Genomic DNA, 20,356 nt, shown 5'->3' with positions numbered 1-20,356 from the left:
GCAGATCTGAAATGATTCAAATCTGCTTCACTGATACGATTCAGGTTTTATGCTTCGTATAGATCCCGGACAGGGCCCATAATGATCCGATTCAAGTCATTGGCAACTAAGCTGAAGGCTTGTTCTTTTTGCATCAAGTCAGAAACGATCTCATCTTCTTGAATTTTTTGCGACAAGCTTTGGGCTTGTTGTGCTTCTTCTTCTGACATTTCCTCGCCAGCCATCATTTTTTGTTGCAACGTTTGTTGTAGTGTTTGGAATTCTTTGAATAAGGCATACGCTTCTTCATTGGCTTTCAAGCGGTCAAATGAGCCTCTTAAATCTTGAAATTGCGCTGATTCTCGCAACTCGCGTTCTAATTGATTTGCTGTATCATATATATTTGCCATCATATCTCCGTCCTTTCTCTTTTCTTTAGTATACCATTGTTGCCCCATTCATGCCTAGCGCTTGCATGGCTGTTTAATTGCCATTGATTGAGTTCCACAGACCACCGAACAACTCTTTGGTCCCTTCTTTGATCTTACTGCCAAATTCTTTCACGCCTTCTTTGGCACTCTCGGCAAATTCATCCACCGATTGCTGCCAGTTGTTGGTGCTACTATTATAATCAGTCTGCGTATCAGGTACTTCGTCTGCAGCCATCAATTGACCACCTGTTACGTAAGCATCGGCAACTTGGAAGGCGGTGCCTTGCGTATATGGCAATATATTTTCAGCCTCTGCTTTAAAGACCTTCCCTACTACTTGTCCACTGGTTCCGGTCAAATAATGTTCCGCGCTGGATTGCTCAAAACCTAGCCAAGTCGAGATCACTACATCAGGGGTATAGCCCATGATCCATTGGTCATTGACCTTAGAAGCATCGAAATTGGTTTCAGTCGTACCAGTTTTCCCAGCGATCGTGAAGCCATACGGACTTGCGCTGACCCCTGTTCCATTCGAGTACGTGCCCAGCATCATACTGGTCATTTTGTCTGCCGTGTCTTGAGAAATGATGCGTTTGCCTTGTGCTGTCGTGTTATCCACGATAACGGCCCCCGTCGAGTCAACGATTTTCGTGATCAAATGAGGCTGATAGTAATAACCCCCATTGGCAAAAACAGCGTATGCTGCAGCCATCGTCATTGGTGATTCGCCTTTTTCCAAACCACCTAAAGCCAAGCCCCAATAATTGTCTGAGTCTGTTAGAGACAAGCCGAAGTCTTGGGCCTCATTGTAGCCGCGATCCAGACCAATCTCATGCAGCAACCAGACAGCAGGTAAATTCAAACTTTGCGCCAAAGCTTGATACATCGCCACTTCACCAGAATAGGTGCCATCAAAGTTCTGCGCGTCATAAAAATCTAATGGTTGATCTTCCAGAATACTGTCCGGTTCATAACCTGCTTCTAAAGCCGGTGCATAGACACTGATTGGCTTGATGGTCGATCCGGGCGAGCGTTTCATTTGCGTCGCAAAATTGAACCCGCGAAAGACATGTTCGCCCCGACGTCCCACCAAGGCCTGTACGCCGCCAGTATTCGGATCTAATGCAACTGATCCAGATTGGACCATGGTGCCGTCTGCAGCATTTTCAGGGAACAATGTATCATTTTTGTAGGTGGCTTCCATTTGCGCCTGATAATTTTGATCCAATGCCGTGTAAATTTTGTACCCTCGGTTCATGACATCATCCGCATCTAAACCATACGATTCTGCTTCATCGATGACTGCGTCAAAATAATAAGGATATTTGTAACCTGACTCGGAATTTCCATAGCCATCATAAAGGAGATCTGCTAAAGCAACTTGTGCTTGCTGATCAGCCGTACTTTGATCCAATACCCCATTGTCTACCATCAAACCCAATACCGTATCGCGGCGATTGGTGGCATTTTCTAGATGATCGATAGGATTATAGATCGAAGGCCCCTTCAGCATCCCTACTAAAGTAGCTGCCTCTCCTATCGACAATTCAGAGGCATTGACGCCAAAGTATTTCAGCGCAGCATCTTGAATCCCCCATACCCCATTCCCAAAATAGGAACTATTGAGGTACATTTCTAAAATGTCATCTTTAGAATATTTTTTTTCGATCTCGATTGCCAAGAAAAGCTCTTTGGCTTTCCGGCTAAACGTCTGGTCGAGGGATAGATACGCATTTTTCGCTAATTGCTGGGTGATCGTACTTCCCCCGCCGCCTTCTGTACTGCGATTGATCACCACGCGCACCGCGGCTCGGGCAATCCCTTTGATATCAAAACCATGATGATTGTAAAAATTCCGGTCTTCCGTTGAAATCAGGGCATCGATCACATCTGACGAAATACTGTCTAATGCCACGTAAGTCCCTTTTTGAGAATATAATTGGCCTGCTTCATCGCCATTGGCATCATAAATGACGGTCGATTCTTTCAAGCCTGATTCCAATTCGCTGACTTTGGTGTTTTTGGCAATATAAAATAAATAGCCGCTCATCACTAAAAGTGCAACTAAACTAAGTAAAATAAAAATCTTATTGACGTGATATTTTTTCCATATGCGCTTGCGCCATTGGTGAAATTGTTGAAGATAGGGTTTGATCCAGCGCCAAAAGGTCAGCCAGCCGGTTTTTATTTTCTGAAGGATGGACTTCCACTCCATTGCTTCACGCTCCTTTTATCAAAGTGTAGCATATAGATGCCGGTTTGTTATACGGCTTCAGTCGGAAATTTAGGGGAAGAAACCTCTACTAGTGTAGCACTGAAAGCTCTTTTTTTTCTATATTTTTTCATAAGAAAAGCTTAAAAATGCTATAATAACAACAAACAATTAGAAATGAGGTCCACCTTTACATGGAATACACAATGATTCTGCCTGCAGATCAATCCGAAATGACCCTAAGGGAATTACTTGAACATGAGTGGCTAGTGCCTCGAAAAGTCCGGCATTTCTTGCGTACCCGCAAAGAGGTGCAGATCAATGACCAACCGGCGCTGTTCCATCAAATCGTCACAGCCGGCGACAAAGTCACACTCGTGATCGAAGACAGTGATTATAGCTATCAGCCCGTGTTGCCAGGTGACCCCAACCAAGTCGACGTGTGCTATGAAGACCAGCATCTGATCATCGTCAACAAACCCGTCGGTATCAAAACCCATCCCAATCAACCTGATGAGCAAGATACACTTCTGAACCATGTCGCCGCTTATTTGAGGCCAGAGCAGACACAGCCTTACGTGGTCCATCGCTTAGATAAAGAAACAAGCGGTGTTGTGTTATTTGCCAAAAATCCATTTGTCTTACCGATCCTTGGCCGTATGTTAGAACAAAAACAATTATATCGCCGGTATCAAGCGATTGTTTGGGGAACGATCAAAAAAGACCAAACCATCGATAAAAAAATCGGTCGCGACCGCCATGATCGCCGCAAACGGATCATTGATCCCCGCAATGGAAAGTCTGCTGTTACCCATGTCACCATCGCAAAAAACAACGGCGAAACGACCAATGTTTACTGCGTACTAGATACAGGCCGTACCCACCAAATCCGGGTGCACTTAGCAAGTATTGGTCATCCAATCGTGGGAGATCCTTTGTATCAGCAACGTGCAGCACCTCGATTGATGTTGCATGGACGTGAACTGCATTTAGTCCATCCATTCACCAAAGAACGTTTGGTAGCTATTGCGGATCCCGGACTGTGGTAAAAAAAGCCTGCACCGTCATTGTGCAGGCTTTTTGGCTATGCTTTGTTCTTTGGCTGCGCCAGTATACGCAGCTCATCATCTGTCAAACTACGGTAGCTGCCAAGGGCTAGATCTGCCGGCAAAGCTAAGCCGCCCATACGAATCCTTTTGAGATAGCGCACTTCTTTCCCTACAGCTTGAACCATCCGCTTCACTTGATGAAATTTCCCTTCATGCAAAATCAATCGGATCTCACTGGTTTGTTCAGCTTCATCTACCTTTGTGATCGTCAATTGGGCTGGCAAAGTCCGCTCGCCGTCTAATTCGAGCCCTTGTTCAAACACCGCTTGATCCTCGCTGGTCATGATGCCATCTACGTGCGCATAGTATTCTTTTTCAACATGTTTTTTTGGTGATAGTAGTTGATGGGCTAACGCACCGTCATTGGTGATCAGAAGAAACCCTTCTGTGTCTTTATCCAGACGACCGACGGGAAATAAATCGTCGCGAAAATCTTCTTCAGAAAACAAATCCAATACCGTCTCTTCATAAGAATCAACCGTCGCCGAAATGACCCCTGCTGGTTTATGAAGCAAGTAATAATACCAACGCTGATACTGGATCAGTTCTTGATCGAAACAGACTTGATCAGATTGTTCATTGACCTGCGTTTTATCGCTTTTGATCACCTGGTCATTGACAGTGACTCGGCCTTTTTTGATATAGCCTTTGACTTCTTTACGGGAACCATAACCCATATCAGCCAAAAATTTATCTAATCGCATCCTTGACACTTCCTTTTCTCATCAATAAAGCAGCCAACCCGCACAAACATATGAGCCGGTGGCTGCTAACGTGTAATTATTTGATACGTAACTTGCGACGCAAGCGAATCATTGATGACCCAAGTAATTTTTCGGCAAGGCGTAGCTTCAAAGCGATATAGACATACACGCCCCCGCCTACTGCCGCAACAAGCATACTCAAAATAAATGATTGAACCTTGCTTTCTGAACTTAAGACCAACCCAAACAATTGGCGGGCCATTAGTGCCGCAATGACCATGATCAATGTCAGTACTGCAATCAGTAAGGTGCGTCTTAAGGTCAATGTTACGTTGAAATGACCTTTGCGGGCCATTTTTCGCACATTCAGCCAACAAGTGATTGCTAGGGCAATCGATGTCGACACTAATGGGCCATAGACTTGGAAAATCCGGATGGCTGGATATTGTAAGAGCAGCTTCACCACCAAGCCAATAAAGAAATAGACCACAGCTTCTTTATTATGGTACATCCCCTGCAGCATACTGGAACTCAACATAAACAAGCCCAATACCAATCCCGACAAACATGCAGCAACCAGCACACTGGAGCCTAAATTATCTGGTCGGTAAAACAACGTGTACAACGGATAGGCCAAAACAACCATCCCAAACGTTGCCGGAAACATCACAAATGAATACAATTGCAAGTTGTTGCTGATTAGCTTCGCCAGATTTTTGTGGTCTTTTTTCGCCACAGCTTCACTGATCAAAGGCAAACCTGTCGATGCCATTGATGTCGCCAAACCAATCACGACCATCGTTAATTTATCTGGATTGCTGCCGAAAATAGCCATCAAATCAAGCAACTGATCATTAGAAAACTCTGTAAAGCCCTTCATGATCCGAACAAAGGTATATTGATCCACTAATTTGAAAATCGTGATCCCAGAACCAACGATGATGAAAGGGATCGCTTCTCTGATCGTCGACAGCATCAATTCTTTGGTCTGGATCTCGGTTTCTTCTTTGCTCATATCGATCAGCACGTCCATCCGAACCCGCTGCTTTTGGTAATAATACCCCAAAACGACGACACTGGCTAACACACCAATAAAAGCAGCAAATGTCGATTGTGTCACGGCTGCTGTATAATCGCCTTCGATCACGCGCATAATAATAAAGGTCGCCAGCAACATATAGAACACCCGCGCGATCTGCTCGATGATCTGTGAAATCGCAAAAGGCTTCATGTCTTGATTGCCTTGGAAATAGCCGCGCATGACACTCATACAAGGAAAGACTAGCAGCGCCACACTCAACGAGCGCATGGTGGGAATCAATTCTGGTCCACCGCCAGAGGCTGTGGCTAACCACGGCGCAGCCAAATACATGATCCCTGCTGTCATTACCCCAAAACCAGCCATCAATTGGAGCGCTCTCAGAAAGAGACGCTGACTGGTGCGGTACTCTTGTCGTGAATTATAATAGGCAATCTGCTTCGCGATCGCTGCTGGAATACCGGCGGTCGAAATCATTAAAAATAAGGCGTAGACATTATAGCCCATCCCAAAAAGTGCATTTGCTTTATCTCCATTGGCACCCATCCAATAGTACCAAGGTAAAATATAAATGGCCCCTAACAGTCGTGAGCCAATATTGCCCATCGTCATCCAAGCTGAACCTTGGGCCATTTTTTCTTGTGTGGTCAACTCTTTTGAAACCGATCGCGTGTCTTTATCCATCGCCATTCTCTCCAACTTTCTACAAACATATCCCTTTCATTTTAATTCGAAAAGCAAGGAGTCGCAATCTATTTTTGCAACATCTTAAAGTTTCTTCAAAATATGTTCGGATTCACAAAAACTTTCCTTCAAGAAACCGAGGTATTTCAGTGTTATGCTATAATAAGAGAAATGTTTAGCAGAATGAAGGAGAACTTGTATGCATAACGCAACCATGACCGTTCAACAGATCCGAACTATTTTGTTGCAAAATAACCTTTTAAAAGAATTGATCACACCACTGGAATGGGCTTATACCATCCCTGAAGAAATGATGGAATTGTCTTTTACGTCAGTCCATTATGACTCACGCCTAGCTATCAAAGACACGCTCTTTTTTTGCAAAGGGGCTGCCTTTGAGCAGCGGTACTTAGAAACAGCTATTCAACAAGGTGCAACGTGTTATATTGCCGAACAGCCTTATGAAGCAGTGGCTGCCTTCGGGATCATCGTCACTGATATTCGAGAAGCAATGGCTGTCATTGCCCCCGTGTTTTATGGCAACCCTCAGAATCAACTGGTGACGATTGGCATCACAGGAACAAAAGGCAAAACCAGCTGTGCCTATTTCGCCCGCGCGATCTTGGCCAAATCCACCAATGATACAGTCGCTTTTTTCTCATCAGAAGAAAATTCAGTGGATGGCCGTTCGTTTCGCAGCGCTGTTTTGACCACACCAGAAACATTGGATCTTTATGCCATGATGGCAGAAGCTGTCGCCAATGGCATGAGCCATCTTGTGATGGAGGTTTCCTCTCAAGCGTACAAAACCAAGCGCGTAGCTGGACTCACATTTGATATAGGTGTTTTCTTGAATATTTCCCCTGATCATATCGGTCCTGTCGAGCATCCCACCTTTGACGATTATTTGTATTGCAAACGGCAATTGATCCGCAATAGCCGCCAAATGATCTTAAACCGTCAAAGCGATCATTATCCATTGTTGCGAGAAACATGTGAAGTCCATCAAGTACCCTTTATTACATATGGTCGTGCTGAAGCCGATTATATCGTCCAAGACGGGGTCGATCCGAAATCATTCACCATTGCTACTTCATCAGATGTTTTGCAAGTCGCGGGGCTGTATCAGCTTGGCTTGTTGGGTTCTTTCAATCACGAGAATGCAACAGCAGCGATTTTGGCGGCTTGCCTTGCAGGCGGACATGCAAGTGATGCCCGAGAAGAATTGCCTAAAGTAGTCATTCCTGGCCGAATGGTGGTTTTGGAAAAAAATAATGGTGCGGTGCTGATCGTGGATTACGCCCATAATTATTTAAGTTTTCAATCCTTGAGCCAACTGGCGCGACAATTACGGCCATCTGGCAAACTAATCTTCGTGACTGGCAGTGCTGGAGGTAAGGCTGAATCTCGCCGCAGTGATATGGGGCGTGCATTATCCGAATACGCAGACAAAGTCTATCTGACAAGTGATGATCCTAATTTTGAAGATCCACAGGCAATTGCTGCTGAGATTGCAGCGGCGATCACCACTGATCGCTTAGCTGTTGTCTACCAAATGGACCGAGAAGCCGCTGTGACTGCCGCCATTGCCGAAGCGCAAAAGAACGACATCGTGATTCTCGCCGGTAAAGGAACAGAAACCTTCCTTAAAGTCAACGGCCAAAAAGAACCCTATCCAGGTGATCTCGTACTTGCGCAACACTTTGCTGCAAACACACAGTAAAATCGACCCAAATGAAAAAGACAGCACATCCATTGACGAGGGCTAATATGCACCCGCAAGGATTCGCTGTCTTTTTTCAATTATTTATGGCTGTTCATCTTCATGGGTTTCGTAGACATAGGGCGCGCCATCGTAGCGAAACTCTGTCGAAATGGCAGCATCCAGATCTTCGGTAAACATTAATTTACTGAAAGGAAATAAAAAGGGTTGTCCTTCTTTGGCTGCTTCTGCAGGTAAACGATAAAATAATTGTTCTTCCGCCAATTGCTGATTCAGCTGCGCCAGCACATCCGTCGACACGGTGTCTTCATCAAATGGTTCTTTGGCGATTCGTGCGTAGTCCTCAAAAAAAGCCGTTTGGCCTTCAAATGCTTGATAGTCCATCTAAATCCCTCTTTCTTTATTCTCTGATTTTATTATACGGGAGTGCGCGCGGAACAGCGAATAATATGATTGCTGATTGGGTATAGGTAAAGTTGTCGTGGTTTTGTGTCAAAATGATTGCAGTGATATTACGAATCAATGATTTGACAAATTCTTATTGAAGACCCTTGCAACTTTTGTATAATAATACGTAGAGAATATAAAAGGGGCAGACGGCATGAACAACGTTAAGAAAAAAATCTTCTACGGCACCAGCGCGACACTTGGCTTTATCGCAATGATTGCTTTGACAACACAATTTGTCATTTCTAATCATTTACTTGGGGGAAATGACTCTTCAGAAATTTTCACCCGTGCAACATATCCCAACGGATTATTGTTGGTGATTTTGATCCCGCTTATCGCTACTGCCATTTTGTTTTACGGCATTATTCGCAAAAAGTGAGCAATCGACACCCTTTAGCGGTGTCTTTTTTTGTATCCTCGTTCAACTAAAAACAAAAAAAGGAAAGCAGTCGACTCACTGCTTTCCTTTTTCCTTAGTTTGCGACGATATTGACCAATTTATTCGGTACAACAATGACTTTACGAATCGTCTTCTCTTGAAGTTGTTCTTGAACAAGGGCATTTTCTTTGGCTAATGTTTCAAGTGTGTCTTTATCTGCATCGGCTGGTACTTTTGCCTTCGCACGCACTTTGCCGTTCACTTGGAAGACAACTTCGATTTCATCTTCGATCAAAGCTGATTCGTCATAGGTCGGCCATGACACATAAGAAATCCCTTCTTCATTGCCTAAAATCGCCCACAACTCTTCACCAATATGTGGAACGATCGGTGCCAACAATTGGACGAAACCTTCCACATATTCATAAGGCAAAGCATCCACTTTATAGGCTTCATTCACAAAGACCATCAATTGCGAAATGGCTGTATTGAAGTGCAGCTGTTCGAAATCTTCCGTGACTTTTTTAACGGTTTGATGATACACCTTCGTCAAGCTGCCATCATTGAAGGTAGTGATTCGGTCACGCATCTTCCCTTCTTCATCAACGATCAAGCGCCATACGCGATCCAAGAATTTACGGCTGCCTTCCAATCCGTTTTCATTCCACGCAATCGATGCATCCAATGGTCCCATGAACATTTCGTATAAACGCAAAGTATCTGCTCCGTATTGATCGACCACATCATCTGGATTGACGACATTGCCACGAGATTTAGACATTTTTTCATTATTTTCCCCAAGAATCATTCCTTGGTTGAATAATTTTTCAAATGGCTCTTTCGTTGGTACGACACCGATATCGTACAAGAATTTATGCCAGAAACGGGCATAAAGCAAATGCAGCACAGCATGTTCTGCTCCGCCGATATATATATCAACTGGCATCCAACGTTTCAATTTGTCGTAATCCGCCAAAGCTGTTTTGTTATGCGGATCGATGAAACGTAAGAAATACCACGAACTTCCTGCCCATTGCGGCATTGTGTTGGTTTCGCGACGGCCTTTTTTGCCAGTTTCAGGATCGATGACATTGACCCAATCTGTCACATTGGCTAATGGAGATTCTCCTGTGCCACTCGGTTTGATATTGTCTGTGATTGGCAAGCGCAGCGGTAGTTGTTCTTCGCTTAATGCCGTAGTTGTGCCATCTTCCCAATGGATGATCGGAATTGGTTCACCCCAATACCGTTGGCGAGAGAATAACCAATCCCGCAGACGGTAGCTGATTTCTTTTTTGCCGACTTTGTTTTCTTCCAGCCACGCGACCATCTTGTCGATCGCTGTTTCTTTGTCTAGGCCATCTAGAAAATCAGAATTGATATGAAGCCCGTCTTCTGTGTAGGCCGATTCCGTCACATCACCACCTGCAAGTACTGGCACGATGTCTAAACCAAATGCTTTGGCAAAATCGTGATCTCGCGCATCGTGGGCAGGTACTGCCATGATTGCGCCTGTTCCATAAGAGGCCAAGACATAGTCTGCGATCCAGATAGGAATTTCTTTGCCATTGACCGGATTGATGGCATAGGCACCCGTAAAGACACCGGTTTTCTCTTTGGATAGGTCCGTCCGATTCAAGTCCGATTTTTTGGCTGCTTCCGCCACATAGGCTGCTACATCCGCTTGTTGATCGGCGCTTGTGATCTCCTCGACTAAAGGATGTTCGGGTGCCAATACTGCATATGTTGCACCAAACAATGTATCTGGTCGTGTAGTAAAGACGGTGAAGTCTTTGTCTGAATGGGCAACTTTGAAGGTTACATTCGCCCCAATCGAACGACCGATCCAGTTGCGTTGCATTTCTTTGATGCTCTCTGGCCAGTCAACATCTTCTAAATCATCCAACAGACGGTCTGCATAAGCAGTGATTTTGAGCATCCATTGTCGCATCGGTTTGCGAATGACATCATACCCGCCACGTTCGCTTTTGCCATCAATGACTTCCTCATTGGCGATCACAGTCCCTAATTCTGGCACCCAGTTGACTGGGACTTCTGCTTCATAGGCTAATCCTTTTTCATACAATTTCGTGAAGATCCATTGGGTCCATTTATAATATTCTGGATCTGTTGTATTGATCTCACGGTTCCAGTCGTAACTAAAGCCCAATGAATTGATTTGGCGACGAAATGTTTCAATATTTTTTTTGGTGAATTCGGCTGGATCGTTCCCAGTATCTAATGCATATTGTTCTGCTGGCAGACCAAATGCATCCCACCCCATTGGATGTAAGACATTATAGCCTTGGCTACGTTTAAAACGACTTAAAATATCAGTCGCAGTATACCCTTCTGGATGTCCAACATGTAATCCTTGCCCAGATGGATAAGGAAACATATCTAATGCATAAAATTTGGGTTTGTCTGGCGCATCATGGGTATTGAATTCATTTTTCTTTGCCCAATATTTTTGCCATTTTTTTTCAATTTCTTTGTGATTGTAATTCACGACGGACGCCTCCTATAAAATTGGTGTTTTGTTTGCTGTCTTGCAAACAAAACTGATAAAAAAAAATCCTATAAAAATCAATTTGATTTTTATAGGACGTTATCAACGTGGTACCACCTAAGTTTATCTGTTCCGCAAAGAAACAGACCTCGATGTTGTAACGGCCATCGCCGTATCTGCCTAGTCATTGTTCAGTCAGATATCACTTGAAGGCGAGTTCGAAAGGTGTGCTATGCATTCTCACCAACCATGCACTCTCTGAAGCTCCAACGCTTTTCTACTATTCCTTCTCAAATGTGAAAAGATTCATTGCATTTATCCTATCAAAAATCCAACGGAATAGCAATCTATTTTACCCTTACGCTTTGACCAGGATAAATAAAATTATTTTGGATATTGTTCCATTGAATAAATTGATCGGTAGAAATCCCAAATTGGTTTGCGATCCCCCAGACTGAATCCCCAGAAGCAACTGTATAGGTACCTGTTGAAGAGGTCGTGCTTGTCGTACTAGAAGATGCGCTTGTTGTCGTACTTCCTGAGATCGATAATTGCTGGCCTGGATAAACAAAATCATTTTTGATATTGTTCGCGCTGCGTAATTGATCCATGGAGATATTGTTTTTATTTGCGATCGACCAAACAGAATCACCAGCTGCCACTGTATACGTGCCATTTGATGTAGTCGTCGTTGTGCGCGCAGTGCTGGTTGTATTGGTGGTGCTTGTCGTTGTTGAACTACCTGAGACCGATAATGTTTGGCCTGGGTAAATAAAATCATTTTCGATGTTGTTCAAACTACGCAATTTGTCCATGGAAATCCCATATTTATTGGCGACTGACCAAACGGAATCCCCTGATACCACCGTATACGTTGAACTGCTCGCCGTACTAGATGCCGTCGATGTCGCATTTTTATTGACCAGTGATACCGATGTACTGGTCGTTGCCGAATTTGTTGTCGATCCAGATACAGCTAACGTTTGTCCTGGATAGATAAAGTCATTTTTGATATTGTTGGCGCTGCGCAATTGATCCATGGAGATACCATGTTTGTTTGCAACAGACCAAACGGAATCCCCTGACACCACCGTATACGTTGAACTGCTGCTTGTTGTAGTGCTCACTGAAGAGGCACTTGTACTTGTACTACTGCTGACAGTTGCCCCACCACCAGCATTTCCTGAAGCAGGTGTATCATACTTGGTCAAGCCATATTGTTGGATCACCGCATTCAAGGAAGACGCATAGTTTGGTGCAGTCGCATAGCGTCCCGTCAACCATGCCGTTGCATCTAGATACGAGCTTGTATTGCTTTTCCAAGCACCTGAATAATAGCTATTGCCGCGAATCACACTGGCATTGTCTTGGAATGACTGTGTGTATGAAGGATATTGTCTGAATGGCTCACTCATAGTGACCCATTGCCCATTCAAATACTCTAACGTACTCATATAGACCGTTTGACCATTGTATGAACCTTTGACACCAAATAGGTTATAATTTGGCGCTTTAGATAGACTGCTTCTTCCCCAGCCACTCTCAAGGATCGCTTGTGCGATCATAACCGATGCATAAAGGTCGTTGGCTTGTGCGACTGGTTGTGCATAAGTCGCGATCTCAGTAATAAAAGCGGATGTGTTCGGCGCAGCAAAATTGCTGGTAGAAACTTGTGCCACTGACGTTTCTACTGCTTCTGCTTCAACAGCAGGCATCAGAGGAGTAACAACAGAGAGCGCAGTTAACGTGGTACCTAAAACAGCTGCACTTTTTCTCATGATTTGATACAATTCACCCGATTGTTCTCTTTGCCGTTGTACTTTCTGTGTCTGACTTGTTTCCATGACCCTAAATCCTCCGTTTTTTCTTATATTGAACGTAGATTAAGTATACAGTTTCTTAAGATTTTATAAAAGATATTTGGGCGTTTTTTATAAACTGTAAACTCTCTGTAATCAAACGAACATTTAGTGAAATATGCGCATCGCTAGAAAAACATGTGTTATCATCCGGATTTCTGGCTTATAATCATGAAAATCGTCGGCTTCTCTGCCTAATTAATGCTATAATTGCAGGTATGTATTGTCAAATCTGATGTAGAAGCGAGGCATTGATTGATGCAAAAAAAATTATATTATCAATACGCGGGCAGCTGTTTCTTATTGCTCTTTGTTTTTTTAGGATACATCGTAAAATTTTATCCAAGTTGGCTGAACCCTTTTGACGAGTCGCTGACACGGGTGATCCGCAGTGGCTATCCTTTGATGACCCCTTTTTTCTTATGGGTCACAAAATTTGCGAACCCAGTGACGATCATTCTTTTATTCTTAGTGGTCCTAGTTGTCTTTTTGATCAACAAATACTATGCGGAAGCATTGTGGCTCAGTCTAGGGACGATCGGGATCGCCGGACTTTTTAACCCGTTGATCAAACTGGTCTTCTTGCGTGAAAGACCGACATTAGAGCATCTGGTCGTTGAAACAAGTTCCAGTTTTCCTAGTGGCCATTCCACTGGCAGTATGGTTTTTTATGGGACCCTGCTATTACTGGTCCCGATTCTGTTCAAGCAGCCTTTTTGGCAATGGTGTCTGCGCATCTTGCTTGGTTTGTTGATTCTCTTGATAGGTATCAGTAGAATCTATGTTGGGGTGCACTTTCCTAGTGACGTGCTTGGCGGTTTTTGTGTTGGCTTGTCATGGCTGCTCCTGACGTATCCTTATTATTTACAGAAACGCTTTGTCTGGCGTTTTACCCGAAAACAACTATAGAAGAGAAGGCGAATGTCAATGGATTCATTTCCCTATGCAGAGGACAAGAATAAACGATATCATTCTTGGAATTATGCTTTGCGCCAGCAATTTGGCGAAAAAATTTTTAAAGTGCCTATCGATGCGGGCTTTGACTGCCCCAACCGTGATGGGACAGTTGCGAAAGGTGGATGTACTTTTTGCAGTGTCTCTGGATCTGGCGATATGATCATCGCCCCTGAAGCGCCATTACCCGAACAATTTCATCAAGAGATCCATATGATGCACAAAAAATGGCCCCATGTCGATCAATACATCGTATATTTTCAAAATTTCACGAATACCCATGCACCCGTCGCAGTCATTCGCGCGCGCTTTGAACAAGTATTGACGATGCCTGGCGTTGTAGGCATCTCGATTGGTACCCGTCCTGATTGTTTGCCCGATGATGTGGTGGACTATTTGGCCGAATTGAACCAGCGCTATTATCTTTGGGTCGAATTGGGTTTGCAAACGACTTTTGAAGCTACGAGCGAAGCCATCAATCGTGCCCATGACTATCAAACCTACCTAGATGGTGTAGCAAAACTGAGAAAACATCAGATTCGGGTCTGCACGCATTTGATCAATGGATTACCTGGCGAAACGATCGAAATGATGCAAGAAAACGTCCGGCGAACGATCCAAGATTCAGACATTCAAGGGATCAAATTGCACTTATTGCATTTGATGCGTAATACGCGGATGTTGCGGGATTATCATGAAGGCCGATTGCAGCTCATGGATCGAAAAAGTTATGTTTCCTTGATCTGCGATCAATTAGAAATGATTCCGCCTGAAATCATCATCCATCGTTTGACAGGAGATGCCCCATGGGATGCCTTGATTGGTCCTATGTGGAGCTTAAAAAAATGGGAAGTGCTTAATGAAATCGATCGCGAAATGCAGCGCAGAGATTCTTATCAAGGGAAATTCTCAGTGAGAGAGGGGACTGTTCATGCTGCCAACAGCCATGCACTATAGTCATACCTTATTAAAAGAAGTTGTTCAGCCGGGGCAAACTGTCGTTGATGCCACTATGGGCAATGGTTTTGATACCGAACTATTGGCAGCTCTGGTTGGGGACAAAGGACAGGTGTTCGCCTTCGATGTGCAAGAACAAGCGCTGGAAGTCACGAAAAATCGTTTAGCAGTGAAACACCTTCTTGCTCAAGCAACCTTGATTCACCGCAGGCATGAGCACTTAGGCGACTATGTCACTGAACCGGTTCAGGCAGCCATCTTCAATCTTGGCTATCTTCCAAGAGGAAATAAGGACATTATTACAATGCCAGAAACGACGCAACAGGCATTAAACGCATTATTGCCTCTTTTGGCGCCTAAAGGCAGGATCGTGATTGTCTGCTACTATGGGCATCAAGGTGGAGAAGCTGAACTGGACACTGTGCACCGATTTTGTGCAGGATTGCCGCAAGAGTCCTATAATGTTCTATCCTATCAATTTATCAACCAGCGCAATCAGCCCCCTATCCTCTATTGTATTGAGCGCAAAAAAACAGCACTTACCTTAATGTGACGGTAAGTGCTGTTTTGTTATGCTTCATGAAGCCAGGCAAGAACTCTTTGGATCCATTGATCCCAAAACTGCCAATCATGGACACCAATCCCCGATTCAAATGTCACTGGAATTTGGTGTTTGGTTAATTTTTCCGCTGCATATTCGCTGGCAGGAAACAGTTGATCTTCTGTTCCGCAGCTGATATAAAAGCGTGGTGCTGTCTCTGGATCAAGTGTATCGATCAAATGAATCAGATCATTTTCTGATCCTTTGAAGGCACTTAAAGGACCAAAAATCCCTTCCCAATAGGCTTGTCCGCGCACTTGCAGTAAATTCTCCATACTCTCTGCCATCGCCAATGCACCCGAAAGTGAGGCAACAGCCGCAAATCTTTCTGGTTGCCGCAAACCTAATTTCATCGCACCATAGCCACCCATTGATAAGCCGGCAGCATAGGTATGTTCTCTTGCTGTCGTCAATTGTGGAAAGAGTTCTTGAACGATCTTCGGTAGTTCTTCAGAAATAAAGGTCCAATACTTCATTTCATACGTTGTATCCGTATACCAGCCTAAATCAGTTGAAGGCATGATAACTGCCAATTGATAAGCTGCTACATAACGTTCGATCGCAGTTCTTCTTTGCCACACACTATGGTTGCCTCCCATGCCGTGCAGCAAATATAGCACTGGGATTTCAGTCCCTTTATTTGTTGTTGCGGTACCGATCTTTTTTTCCGTTTCCTGAGGAAGAATGACATCGACCATTACTTCCATCTCCAATACATTGGAGTAAATATTCGCTTGTAAAAAAGCCATGTGATCACCTGCGATTCTTTTTTTATATTGTAACAGATTCTTTTCTGATTGTCCGTGTAAAAAGTAACGGAAGGCACACCCCCAGCATGATAAGCCCTTTACAGCACAAGAAAAAAGCTCAATCGAATATGATCGATCGAGCTTTCGGAATTTACGCTTTCACGCTTTGTTGTAAGGCTGTAACTTTATCTGTCCGTTCCCATGGCAGCTCAATATCTGTCCGGCCAAAATGTCCATAAGCAGCAGTTTGACGGTAAATTGGACGGCGCAAATCTAACATGTCGATAATGCCAGCTGGTCGTAAGTCAAAATTTTCACGAATGGCGCGAATCAAGCGTTCGTTGCTAACTGTGCCAGTACCGAATGTATTGACACTGATCGATACGGGTTGTGCCACACCGATGGCATATGCCAATTGAACTTCAGCTTTTTGCGCCAGTTTAGCCGCTACGATATTTTTGGCGATATAACGAGCTGCATAACTCGCTGAACGGTCAACCTTGGTGGCATCTTTCCCAGAAAAAGCACCTCCACCATGGCGTGCATACCCACCATACGTATCTACGATGATTTTTCTTCCCGTCAGGCCGGCATCCCCTTGCGGCCCACCGATCACAAAACGGCCAGTTGGATTGATATAATATTTTGTCTGCGCATCTAAAAGATCTGCAGGTATCACTTCTTTGATCACTTGTTCGATCACATCGTGACGAATCGTTTCATTGTCTGCTGCATCATCATGTTGTGTACTGATCACGACGGTATCGACCCGTTGCGGCTGATCGTTGTCATCATACTCCACTGTGACTTGTGATTTGGCATCAGGACGCAAGTAAGGCAATGCATCTGATTTACGCAACTCAGCTAAGCGTCGCACCAAACGATGGCTCAACGCGATTGGTAAGGGCATCAATTCAGGTGTTTCGTCAATAGCAAATCCAAACATCAGGCCTTGGTCGCCAGCGCCGATATCTTCTTTATCGGTTTCTTCGCGAATTTCTAAAGCCGCATCTACACCTTGCGCAATATCTGGCGATTGTTCATCGATTGCCACTAATACGGCAACAGTGTCACCATCAAATCCGAACTTTGCACGTGTATACCCAATTTCCTTTATGGTTTGTCGAACGATCTTTTGAATATCGACATATGCTGTTGTAGAAATCTCACCAAAAACCAAAACCAATCCTGTCGTTACAGACGTTTCGCATGCTACTCGGGCCATTGGATCCTTGGCTAATAAAGCGTCCAAAATCGCATCACTGATTTGATCAGCAACTTTGTCTGGATGTCCTTCAGAAACGGATTCTGAAGTGAATAAGTGTTTCTCTGTCATTTTTTATATTCCCCCTAAATATGATTCGGTTACAAGGCATCTTCGCAGCTGCGAATCCTTTCGGGAACTTGCAACGAACTGATTATATCAGACTTTAGCGGTTTTGACTTTAAAAAACCTAAAAAAGGTGTTTTTTGGCAATAAAAAAAAGCACTCACAAGAATGCTTACATGATCCGTACGGGAATCGAACCCGTGTTACCGCCGTGAAAGGGCGGTGTCTTAACCGCTTGACCAACGGACCAAATGAAGATAATGGGCCTAAATGGACTCGAACCATCGACCTCACGCTTATCAGGCGTGCGCTCTAACCAGCTGAGCTATAGGCCCTTAATAAAAAATGCTAAAGCGGGTGACGAGAATCGAACTCGCGACAACAGCTTGGAAGGCTGTAGTTTTACCACTAAACTACACCCGCATTTCTATGGCGCGGGACAGAATCGAACTGCCGACACATGGAGCTTCAATCCATTGCTCTACCAACTGAGCTACCGAGCCAAAAACGGTCTGGACGGGACTCGAACCCGCGACCTCCTGCGTGACAGGCAGGCATTCTAACCAACTGAACTACCAAACCGAAACATTTCTGTTTGTTTGCTTTAAAAAAGCAATTGCGGGAGCAGGATTTGAACCTACGACCTTCGGGTTATGAGCCCGACGAGCTACCAGACTGCTCCATCCCGCGATAATAAGTTGAAGGAGAGGAAATCACCATTTCCAATATCAACCAAATAACAATAGATAAATATGTAAAAAAGGAGGATAAGGGATTCGAACCCTTGCACGGTTTTACCCGCCTGACGGTTTTCAAGACCGTTCCCTTCAGCCGGACTTGGGTAATCCTCCAAAAGTACAATGATCCGTACGGGAATCGAACCCGTGTTACCGCCGTGAAAGGGCGGTGTCTTAACCGCTTGACCAACGGACCAATAAAAAAGAACGGAGAAGGAGGGATTTGAACCCTCGCGCCAGTTTCCCGACCTACACCCTTAGCAGGGGCGCCTCTTCAGCCACTTGAGTACTTCCCCAAATGTATATATACATTTATATGGGCCTAAATGGACTCGAACCATCGACCTCACGCTTATCAGGCGTGCGCTCTAACCAGCTGAGCTATAGGCCCCTAAAATAAAAGCTAAGCGGGTGACGAGAATCGAACTCGCGATAACAGCTTGGAAGGCTGTAGTTTTACCACTAAACTACACCCGCATGGCGGTCTGGACGGGACTCGAACCCGCGACCTCCTGCGTGACAGGCAGGCATTCTAACCAACTGAACTACCAAACCATATTAGCTTTTATAACGCTTTTGATGAACAAAAGCAATTGCGGGAGCAGGATTTGAACCTACGACCTTCGGGTTATGAGCCCGACGAGCTACCAGACTGCTCCATCCCGCGATAATAAGTTGTCCTTCAGGAAACGACGTTTCCTTAAACAACCGAGTAAACAATAGATTAAAACTGAAGCAAAGGAGGATAAGGGATTCGAACCCTTGCACGGTTTTACCCGCCTGACGGTTTTCAAGACCGTTCCCTTCAGCCGGACTTGGGTAATCCTCCAAAAGTAAAAATGATAGAATGCCTTGATGGACCTTGTAGGACTCGAACCTACGACCGGACGGTTATGAGCCGTCTGCTCTAACCAACTGAGCTAAAGGTCCAGGCTCTAAAAATCGCGGCGGAGGGGATCGAACCCCCGACCTCCCGGGTATGAACCGGACGCTCTAGCCAGCTGAGCTACACCGCGAAAAAATCATTTATTCAAATGATATGGAGCCTAGCGGGATCGAACCGCTGACCTCCTGCGTGCAAAGCAGGCGCTCTCCCAGCTGAGCTAAGGCCCCTTTTGTAAATTTATCGGGAAGACAGGATTCGAACCTGCGACCCCTTGGTCCCAAACCAAGTGCTCTACCAAGCTGAGCTACTTCCCGTAAAACAAGCGCGCCCAAGAGGAGTCGAACCCCTAACCTTTTGATCCGTAGTCAAACACTCTATCCAATTGAGCTATGGGCGCATCATATAAAAATGCCGAGGACCGGAATCGAACCGGTACGGTGATCACTCACCGCAGGATTTTAAGTCCTGTGCGTCTGCCAGTTCCGCCACCCCGGCTTTATTGCGTTGGCAAAAGCGGAAAACGGGGTTCGAACCCGCGACCCCCACCTTGGCAAGGTGGTGCTCTACCACTGAGCTATTTCCGCATAAATCCTGATGCCGGCTAAAGGACTTGAACCCTCGACCCTCTGATTACAAATCAGATGCTCTACCAACTGAGCTAAGCCGGCGATTTAAGTGCGGGTGAAGGGACTTGAACCCCCACGCCCGAAGGCGCTAGATCCTAAATCTAGTGCGTCTGCCAATTCCGCCACACCCGCATAGGTTATTACTATGAGCCGTGCAGGGCTCGAACCTGCGACCCTCTGATTAAAAGTCAGATGCTCTACCAACTGAGCTAACGGCTCATATGGGGGTTAACGGGTTCGAACCGCTGACCCTCTGCTTGTAAGGCAGATGCTCTCCCAGCTGAGCTAAACCCCCATAAGGTAAAAAAAACGCGTGGCGACGTCCTACTCTCACAAAGGGAAACCCTTCACTACAATCGGCGCTAAGAAGCTTAACTTCTGTGTTCGGCATGGTTACAGGTGTATCCTTCTTGCTATCGCCACCACACTATTCAATTG

At 44.9% G+C, this 20,356-nt stretch carries 14 protein-coding genes, 25 tRNA genes, 1 rRNA gene, 1 pseudogene, 1 riboswitch and 1 other annotated feature; of the genes and pseudogenes, 6 read left to right on the top strand and 35 right to left on the bottom strand.

Annotated elements, in window-relative coordinates:
* Positions 1-47: 47 nt before the first annotated feature.
* Complete coding sequence (locus AEQ18_RS06985) at positions 48-389, bottom strand: YlbF family regulator (RefSeq protein WP_054115630.1); 342 nt, start codon at positions 387-389, stop codon at positions 48-50.
* A 73-nt stretch (positions 390-462) separates the two neighbouring features.
* Positions 463-2,625, bottom strand: a complete 2,163-nt coding sequence (locus tag AEQ18_RS06980; RefSeq protein WP_054115629.1) for a PBP1A family penicillin-binding protein — start codon at positions 2,623-2,625, stop codon at positions 463-465.
* A gap of 191 nt (positions 2,626-2,816) precedes the next feature.
* Between AEQ18_RS06980 and AEQ18_RS06975 the strand changes: the two genes are divergently transcribed.
* A complete protein-coding gene (locus tag AEQ18_RS06975) occupies positions 2,817-3,671 on the top strand; it encodes an RluA family pseudouridine synthase (protein WP_054115628.1) in 855 nt (284 codons plus the stop codon).
* Positions 3,672-3,706: 35 nt separating this feature from the next.
* Here AEQ18_RS06975 and AEQ18_RS06970 read toward each other — a convergent pair whose 3' ends face one another.
* The gene (locus AEQ18_RS06970) at positions 3,707-4,435 is read right to left on the bottom strand and encodes a pseudouridine synthase (protein ID WP_054115627.1); all 729 of its coding nucleotides are present in this window, start codon (positions 4,433-4,435) and stop codon (positions 3,707-3,709) included.
* Between the two features lie 76 nt (positions 4,436-4,511).
* On the bottom strand, positions 4,512-6,158 hold the full coding sequence (locus tag AEQ18_RS06965) for a putative polysaccharide biosynthesis protein (protein ID WP_054115626.1): 1,647 nt from the start codon (positions 6,156-6,158) through the stop codon (positions 4,512-4,514).
* Positions 6,159-6,357: 199 nt separating this feature from the next.
* Here AEQ18_RS06965 and murE point away from each other — a divergent pair, with 199 nt between their 5' ends.
* A complete protein-coding gene (gene murE, locus AEQ18_RS06960; protein ID WP_054115625.1) occupies positions 6,358-7,881 on the top strand; it encodes a UDP-N-acetylmuramyl-tripeptide synthetase in 1,524 nt (507 codons plus the stop codon).
* An 84-nt stretch (positions 7,882-7,965) separates the two neighbouring features.
* Here murE and AEQ18_RS06955 read toward each other — a convergent pair whose 3' ends face one another.
* Positions 7,966-8,265: a DUF5960 family protein gene (locus AEQ18_RS06955; protein ID WP_054115624.1), complete on the bottom strand. Its 300-nt coding sequence runs from the start codon at positions 8,263-8,265 to the stop codon at positions 7,966-7,968.
* A gap of 217 nt (positions 8,266-8,482) precedes the next feature.
* Between AEQ18_RS06955 and AEQ18_RS06950 the strand changes: the two genes are divergently transcribed.
* Positions 8,483-8,710: a hypothetical protein gene (locus tag AEQ18_RS06950; protein ID WP_054115623.1), complete on the top strand. Its 228-nt coding sequence runs from the start codon at positions 8,483-8,485 to the stop codon at positions 8,708-8,710.
* Between the two features lie 94 nt (positions 8,711-8,804).
* Here AEQ18_RS06950 and leuS read toward each other — a convergent pair whose 3' ends face one another.
* Together leuS and AEQ18_RS06940 are read right to left on the bottom strand one after the other, a co-directional pair.
* A complete protein-coding gene (leuS, locus tag AEQ18_RS06945) occupies positions 8,805-11,219 on the bottom strand; it encodes a leucine--tRNA ligase (protein WP_054115622.1) in 2,415 nt (804 codons plus the stop codon).
* Between the two features lie 89 nt (positions 11,220-11,308).
* Positions 11,309-11,522 (bottom strand) — a binding site (T-box leader).
* Positions 11,523-11,569: 47 nt separating this feature from the next.
* A pseudogene (locus AEQ18_RS06940) lies at positions 11,570-13,063 on the bottom strand (LysM peptidoglycan-binding domain-containing protein); the annotation flags it as partial.
* A 273-nt stretch (positions 13,064-13,336) separates the two neighbouring features.
* Between AEQ18_RS06940 and AEQ18_RS06935 the strand changes: the two are divergent.
* Genes AEQ18_RS06935 through AEQ18_RS06925 form a run of 3 tightly spaced genes read left to right on the top strand, consistent with a single transcriptional unit; the run spans position 13,337 to position 15,542 of the window.
* A complete protein-coding gene (locus AEQ18_RS06935) occupies positions 13,337-13,987 on the top strand; it encodes a phosphatase PAP2 family protein (RefSeq protein ID WP_054115620.1) in 651 nt (216 codons plus the stop codon).
* A gap of 18 nt (positions 13,988-14,005) precedes the next feature.
* Positions 14,006-14,989, top strand: a complete 984-nt coding sequence (locus AEQ18_RS06930; protein ID WP_054115619.1) for a TIGR01212 family radical SAM protein — start codon at positions 14,006-14,008, stop codon at positions 14,987-14,989.
* Positions 14,964-15,542, top strand: a complete 579-nt coding sequence (locus AEQ18_RS06925) for a tRNA (mnm(5)s(2)U34)-methyltransferase (protein WP_054115618.1) — start codon at positions 14,964-14,966, stop codon at positions 15,540-15,542. The genes AEQ18_RS06930 and AEQ18_RS06925 overlap by 26 nt, the downstream gene beginning before the upstream one ends.
* A gap of 17 nt (positions 15,543-15,559) precedes the next feature.
* On the opposite strand, the gene AEQ18_RS06920 is transcribed toward AEQ18_RS06925, so the two are convergent.
* The 28 genes from AEQ18_RS06920 to rrf form a co-directional block, all read right to left on the bottom strand.
* Positions 15,560-16,339, bottom strand: a complete 780-nt coding sequence (locus AEQ18_RS06920; RefSeq protein ID WP_054115617.1) for an alpha/beta hydrolase — start codon at positions 16,337-16,339, stop codon at positions 15,560-15,562.
* A 151-nt stretch (positions 16,340-16,490) separates the two neighbouring features.
* Positions 16,491-17,675, bottom strand: coding sequence for a methionine adenosyltransferase (metK, locus tag AEQ18_RS06915; protein ID WP_054115616.1), 1,185 nt, complete (start codon positions 17,673-17,675; stop codon positions 16,491-16,493).
* Positions 17,673-17,754, bottom strand: a riboswitch (SMK box riboswitch). Its footprint overlaps the gene before it by 3 nt.
* A 92-nt stretch (positions 17,755-17,846) precedes the next feature.
* Positions 17,847-17,918 (bottom strand) — tRNA-Glu (locus AEQ18_RS06910).
* Positions 17,919-17,930: 12 nt separating this feature from the next.
* Positions 17,931-18,004, bottom strand: a tRNA-Ile gene (locus AEQ18_RS06905).
* A gap of 17 nt (positions 18,005-18,021) precedes the next feature.
* Positions 18,022-18,092, bottom strand: a tRNA-Gly gene (locus AEQ18_RS06900).
* Between the two features lie 7 nt (positions 18,093-18,099).
* A tRNA-Phe gene (locus AEQ18_RS06895) sits at positions 18,100-18,172 on the bottom strand.
* Positions 18,173-18,177: 5 nt separating this feature from the next.
* Positions 18,178-18,251, bottom strand: a tRNA-Asp gene (locus tag AEQ18_RS06890).
* Between the two features lie 34 nt (positions 18,252-18,285).
* Positions 18,286-18,359 (bottom strand) — tRNA-Met (locus tag AEQ18_RS06885).
* Between the two features lie 71 nt (positions 18,360-18,430).
* Positions 18,431-18,520 (bottom strand) — tRNA-Ser (locus tag AEQ18_RS06880).
* Positions 18,521-18,530: 10 nt separating this feature from the next.
* A tRNA-Glu gene (locus AEQ18_RS06875) sits at positions 18,531-18,602 on the bottom strand.
* Between the two features lie 12 nt (positions 18,603-18,614).
* A tRNA-Ser gene (locus AEQ18_RS06870) sits at positions 18,615-18,702 on the bottom strand.
* A 21-nt stretch (positions 18,703-18,723) separates the two neighbouring features.
* Positions 18,724-18,797: transfer RNA gene (locus tag AEQ18_RS06865), tRNA-Ile, on the bottom strand.
* Between the two features lie 15 nt (positions 18,798-18,812).
* A tRNA-Gly gene (locus AEQ18_RS06860) sits at positions 18,813-18,883 on the bottom strand.
* Between the two features lies 1 nt (position 18,884).
* A tRNA-Asp gene (locus AEQ18_RS06855) sits at positions 18,885-18,961 on the bottom strand.
* A 38-nt stretch (positions 18,962-18,999) separates the two neighbouring features.
* Positions 19,000-19,073 (bottom strand) — tRNA-Met (locus AEQ18_RS06850).
* A 72-nt stretch (positions 19,074-19,145) separates the two neighbouring features.
* Positions 19,146-19,235, bottom strand: a tRNA-Ser gene (locus AEQ18_RS06845).
* A 27-nt stretch (positions 19,236-19,262) separates the two neighbouring features.
* A tRNA-Ile gene (locus tag AEQ18_RS06840) sits at positions 19,263-19,336 on the bottom strand.
* Positions 19,337-19,348: 12 nt separating this feature from the next.
* Positions 19,349-19,422 (bottom strand) — tRNA-Met (locus AEQ18_RS06835).
* 24 nt (positions 19,423-19,446) lie between these two features.
* Positions 19,447-19,519 (bottom strand) — tRNA-Ala (locus AEQ18_RS06830).
* A 13-nt stretch (positions 19,520-19,532) separates the two neighbouring features.
* A tRNA-Pro gene (locus AEQ18_RS06825) sits at positions 19,533-19,606 on the bottom strand.
* A 9-nt stretch (positions 19,607-19,615) separates the two neighbouring features.
* Positions 19,616-19,689 (bottom strand) — tRNA-Arg (locus AEQ18_RS06820).
* Positions 19,690-19,701: 12 nt separating this feature from the next.
* Positions 19,702-19,787, bottom strand: a tRNA-Leu gene (locus tag AEQ18_RS06815).
* Positions 19,788-19,804: 17 nt separating this feature from the next.
* A tRNA-Gly gene (locus AEQ18_RS06810) sits at positions 19,805-19,876 on the bottom strand.
* A gap of 11 nt (positions 19,877-19,887) precedes the next feature.
* Positions 19,888-19,960, bottom strand: a tRNA-Thr gene (locus AEQ18_RS06805).
* Between the two features lie 8 nt (positions 19,961-19,968).
* Positions 19,969-20,050, bottom strand: a tRNA-Leu gene (locus AEQ18_RS06800).
* Between the two features lie 14 nt (positions 20,051-20,064).
* Positions 20,065-20,137: transfer RNA gene (locus tag AEQ18_RS06795), tRNA-Lys, on the bottom strand.
* Positions 20,138-20,140: 3 nt separating this feature from the next.
* Positions 20,141-20,213, bottom strand: a tRNA-Val gene (locus tag AEQ18_RS06790).
* Positions 20,214-20,229: 16 nt separating this feature from the next.
* Positions 20,230-20,345 (bottom strand): 5S ribosomal RNA (rrf, locus tag AEQ18_RS06785).
* Between the last annotated feature and the right edge of the window lie 11 nt (positions 20,346-20,356).

Origin of the sequence: Enterococcus sp. RIT-PI-f, from assembly GCF_001297065.1 — a bacterium.
Lineage (GTDB): Bacteria > Bacillota > Bacilli > Lactobacillales > Enterococcaceae > Enterococcus_D.
This window is presented reverse-complemented; position numbering and strand designations above follow the sequence as displayed.

Excerpts from the sequence above, each read along its gene's own strand:
- AEQ18_RS06925 (WP_054115618.1), top strand. The coding sequence starts at position 14,964 with ATGCTGCCAACAGCCATGCACTATAGTCATACCTTATTAAAAGAAGTT.
- AEQ18_RS06985 (WP_054115630.1), bottom strand. The coding sequence starts at position 389 with ATGGCAAATATATATGATACAGCAAATCAATTAGAACGCGAGTTGCGA.
- AEQ18_RS06955 (WP_054115624.1), bottom strand. The coding sequence starts at position 8,265 with ATGGACTATCAAGCATTTGAAGGCCAAACGGCTTTTTTTGAGGACTAC.
- murE (WP_054115625.1), top strand. The coding sequence starts at position 6,358 with ATGCATAACGCAACCATGACCGTTCAACAGATCCGAACTATTTTGTTG.
- AEQ18_RS06975 (WP_054115628.1), top strand. The coding sequence starts at position 2,817 with ATGGAATACACAATGATTCTGCCTGCAGATCAATCCGAAATGACCCTA.
- metK (WP_054115616.1), bottom strand. The coding sequence starts at position 17,675 with ATGACAGAGAAACACTTATTCACTTCAGAATCCGTTTCTGAAGGACAT.
- AEQ18_RS06965 (WP_054115626.1), bottom strand. The coding sequence starts at position 6,158 with ATGGATAAAGACACGCGATCGGTTTCAAAAGAGTTGACCACACAAGAA.
- AEQ18_RS06930 (WP_054115619.1), top strand. The coding sequence starts at position 14,006 with ATGGATTCATTTCCCTATGCAGAGGACAAGAATAAACGATATCATTCT.
- AEQ18_RS06980 (WP_054115629.1), bottom strand. The coding sequence starts at position 2,625 with ATGGAGTGGAAGTCCATCCTTCAGAAAATAAAAACCGGCTGGCTGACC.
- AEQ18_RS06950 (WP_054115623.1), top strand. The coding sequence starts at position 8,483 with ATGAACAACGTTAAGAAAAAAATCTTCTACGGCACCAGCGCGACACTT.
- AEQ18_RS06935 (WP_054115620.1), top strand. The coding sequence starts at position 13,337 with ATGCAAAAAAAATTATATTATCAATACGCGGGCAGCTGTTTCTTATTG.
- AEQ18_RS06970 (WP_054115627.1), bottom strand. The coding sequence starts at position 4,435 with ATGCGATTAGATAAATTTTTGGCTGATATGGGTTATGGTTCCCGTAAA.
- AEQ18_RS06920 (WP_054115617.1), bottom strand. The coding sequence starts at position 16,339 with ATGGCTTTTTTACAAGCGAATATTTACTCCAATGTATTGGAGATGGAA.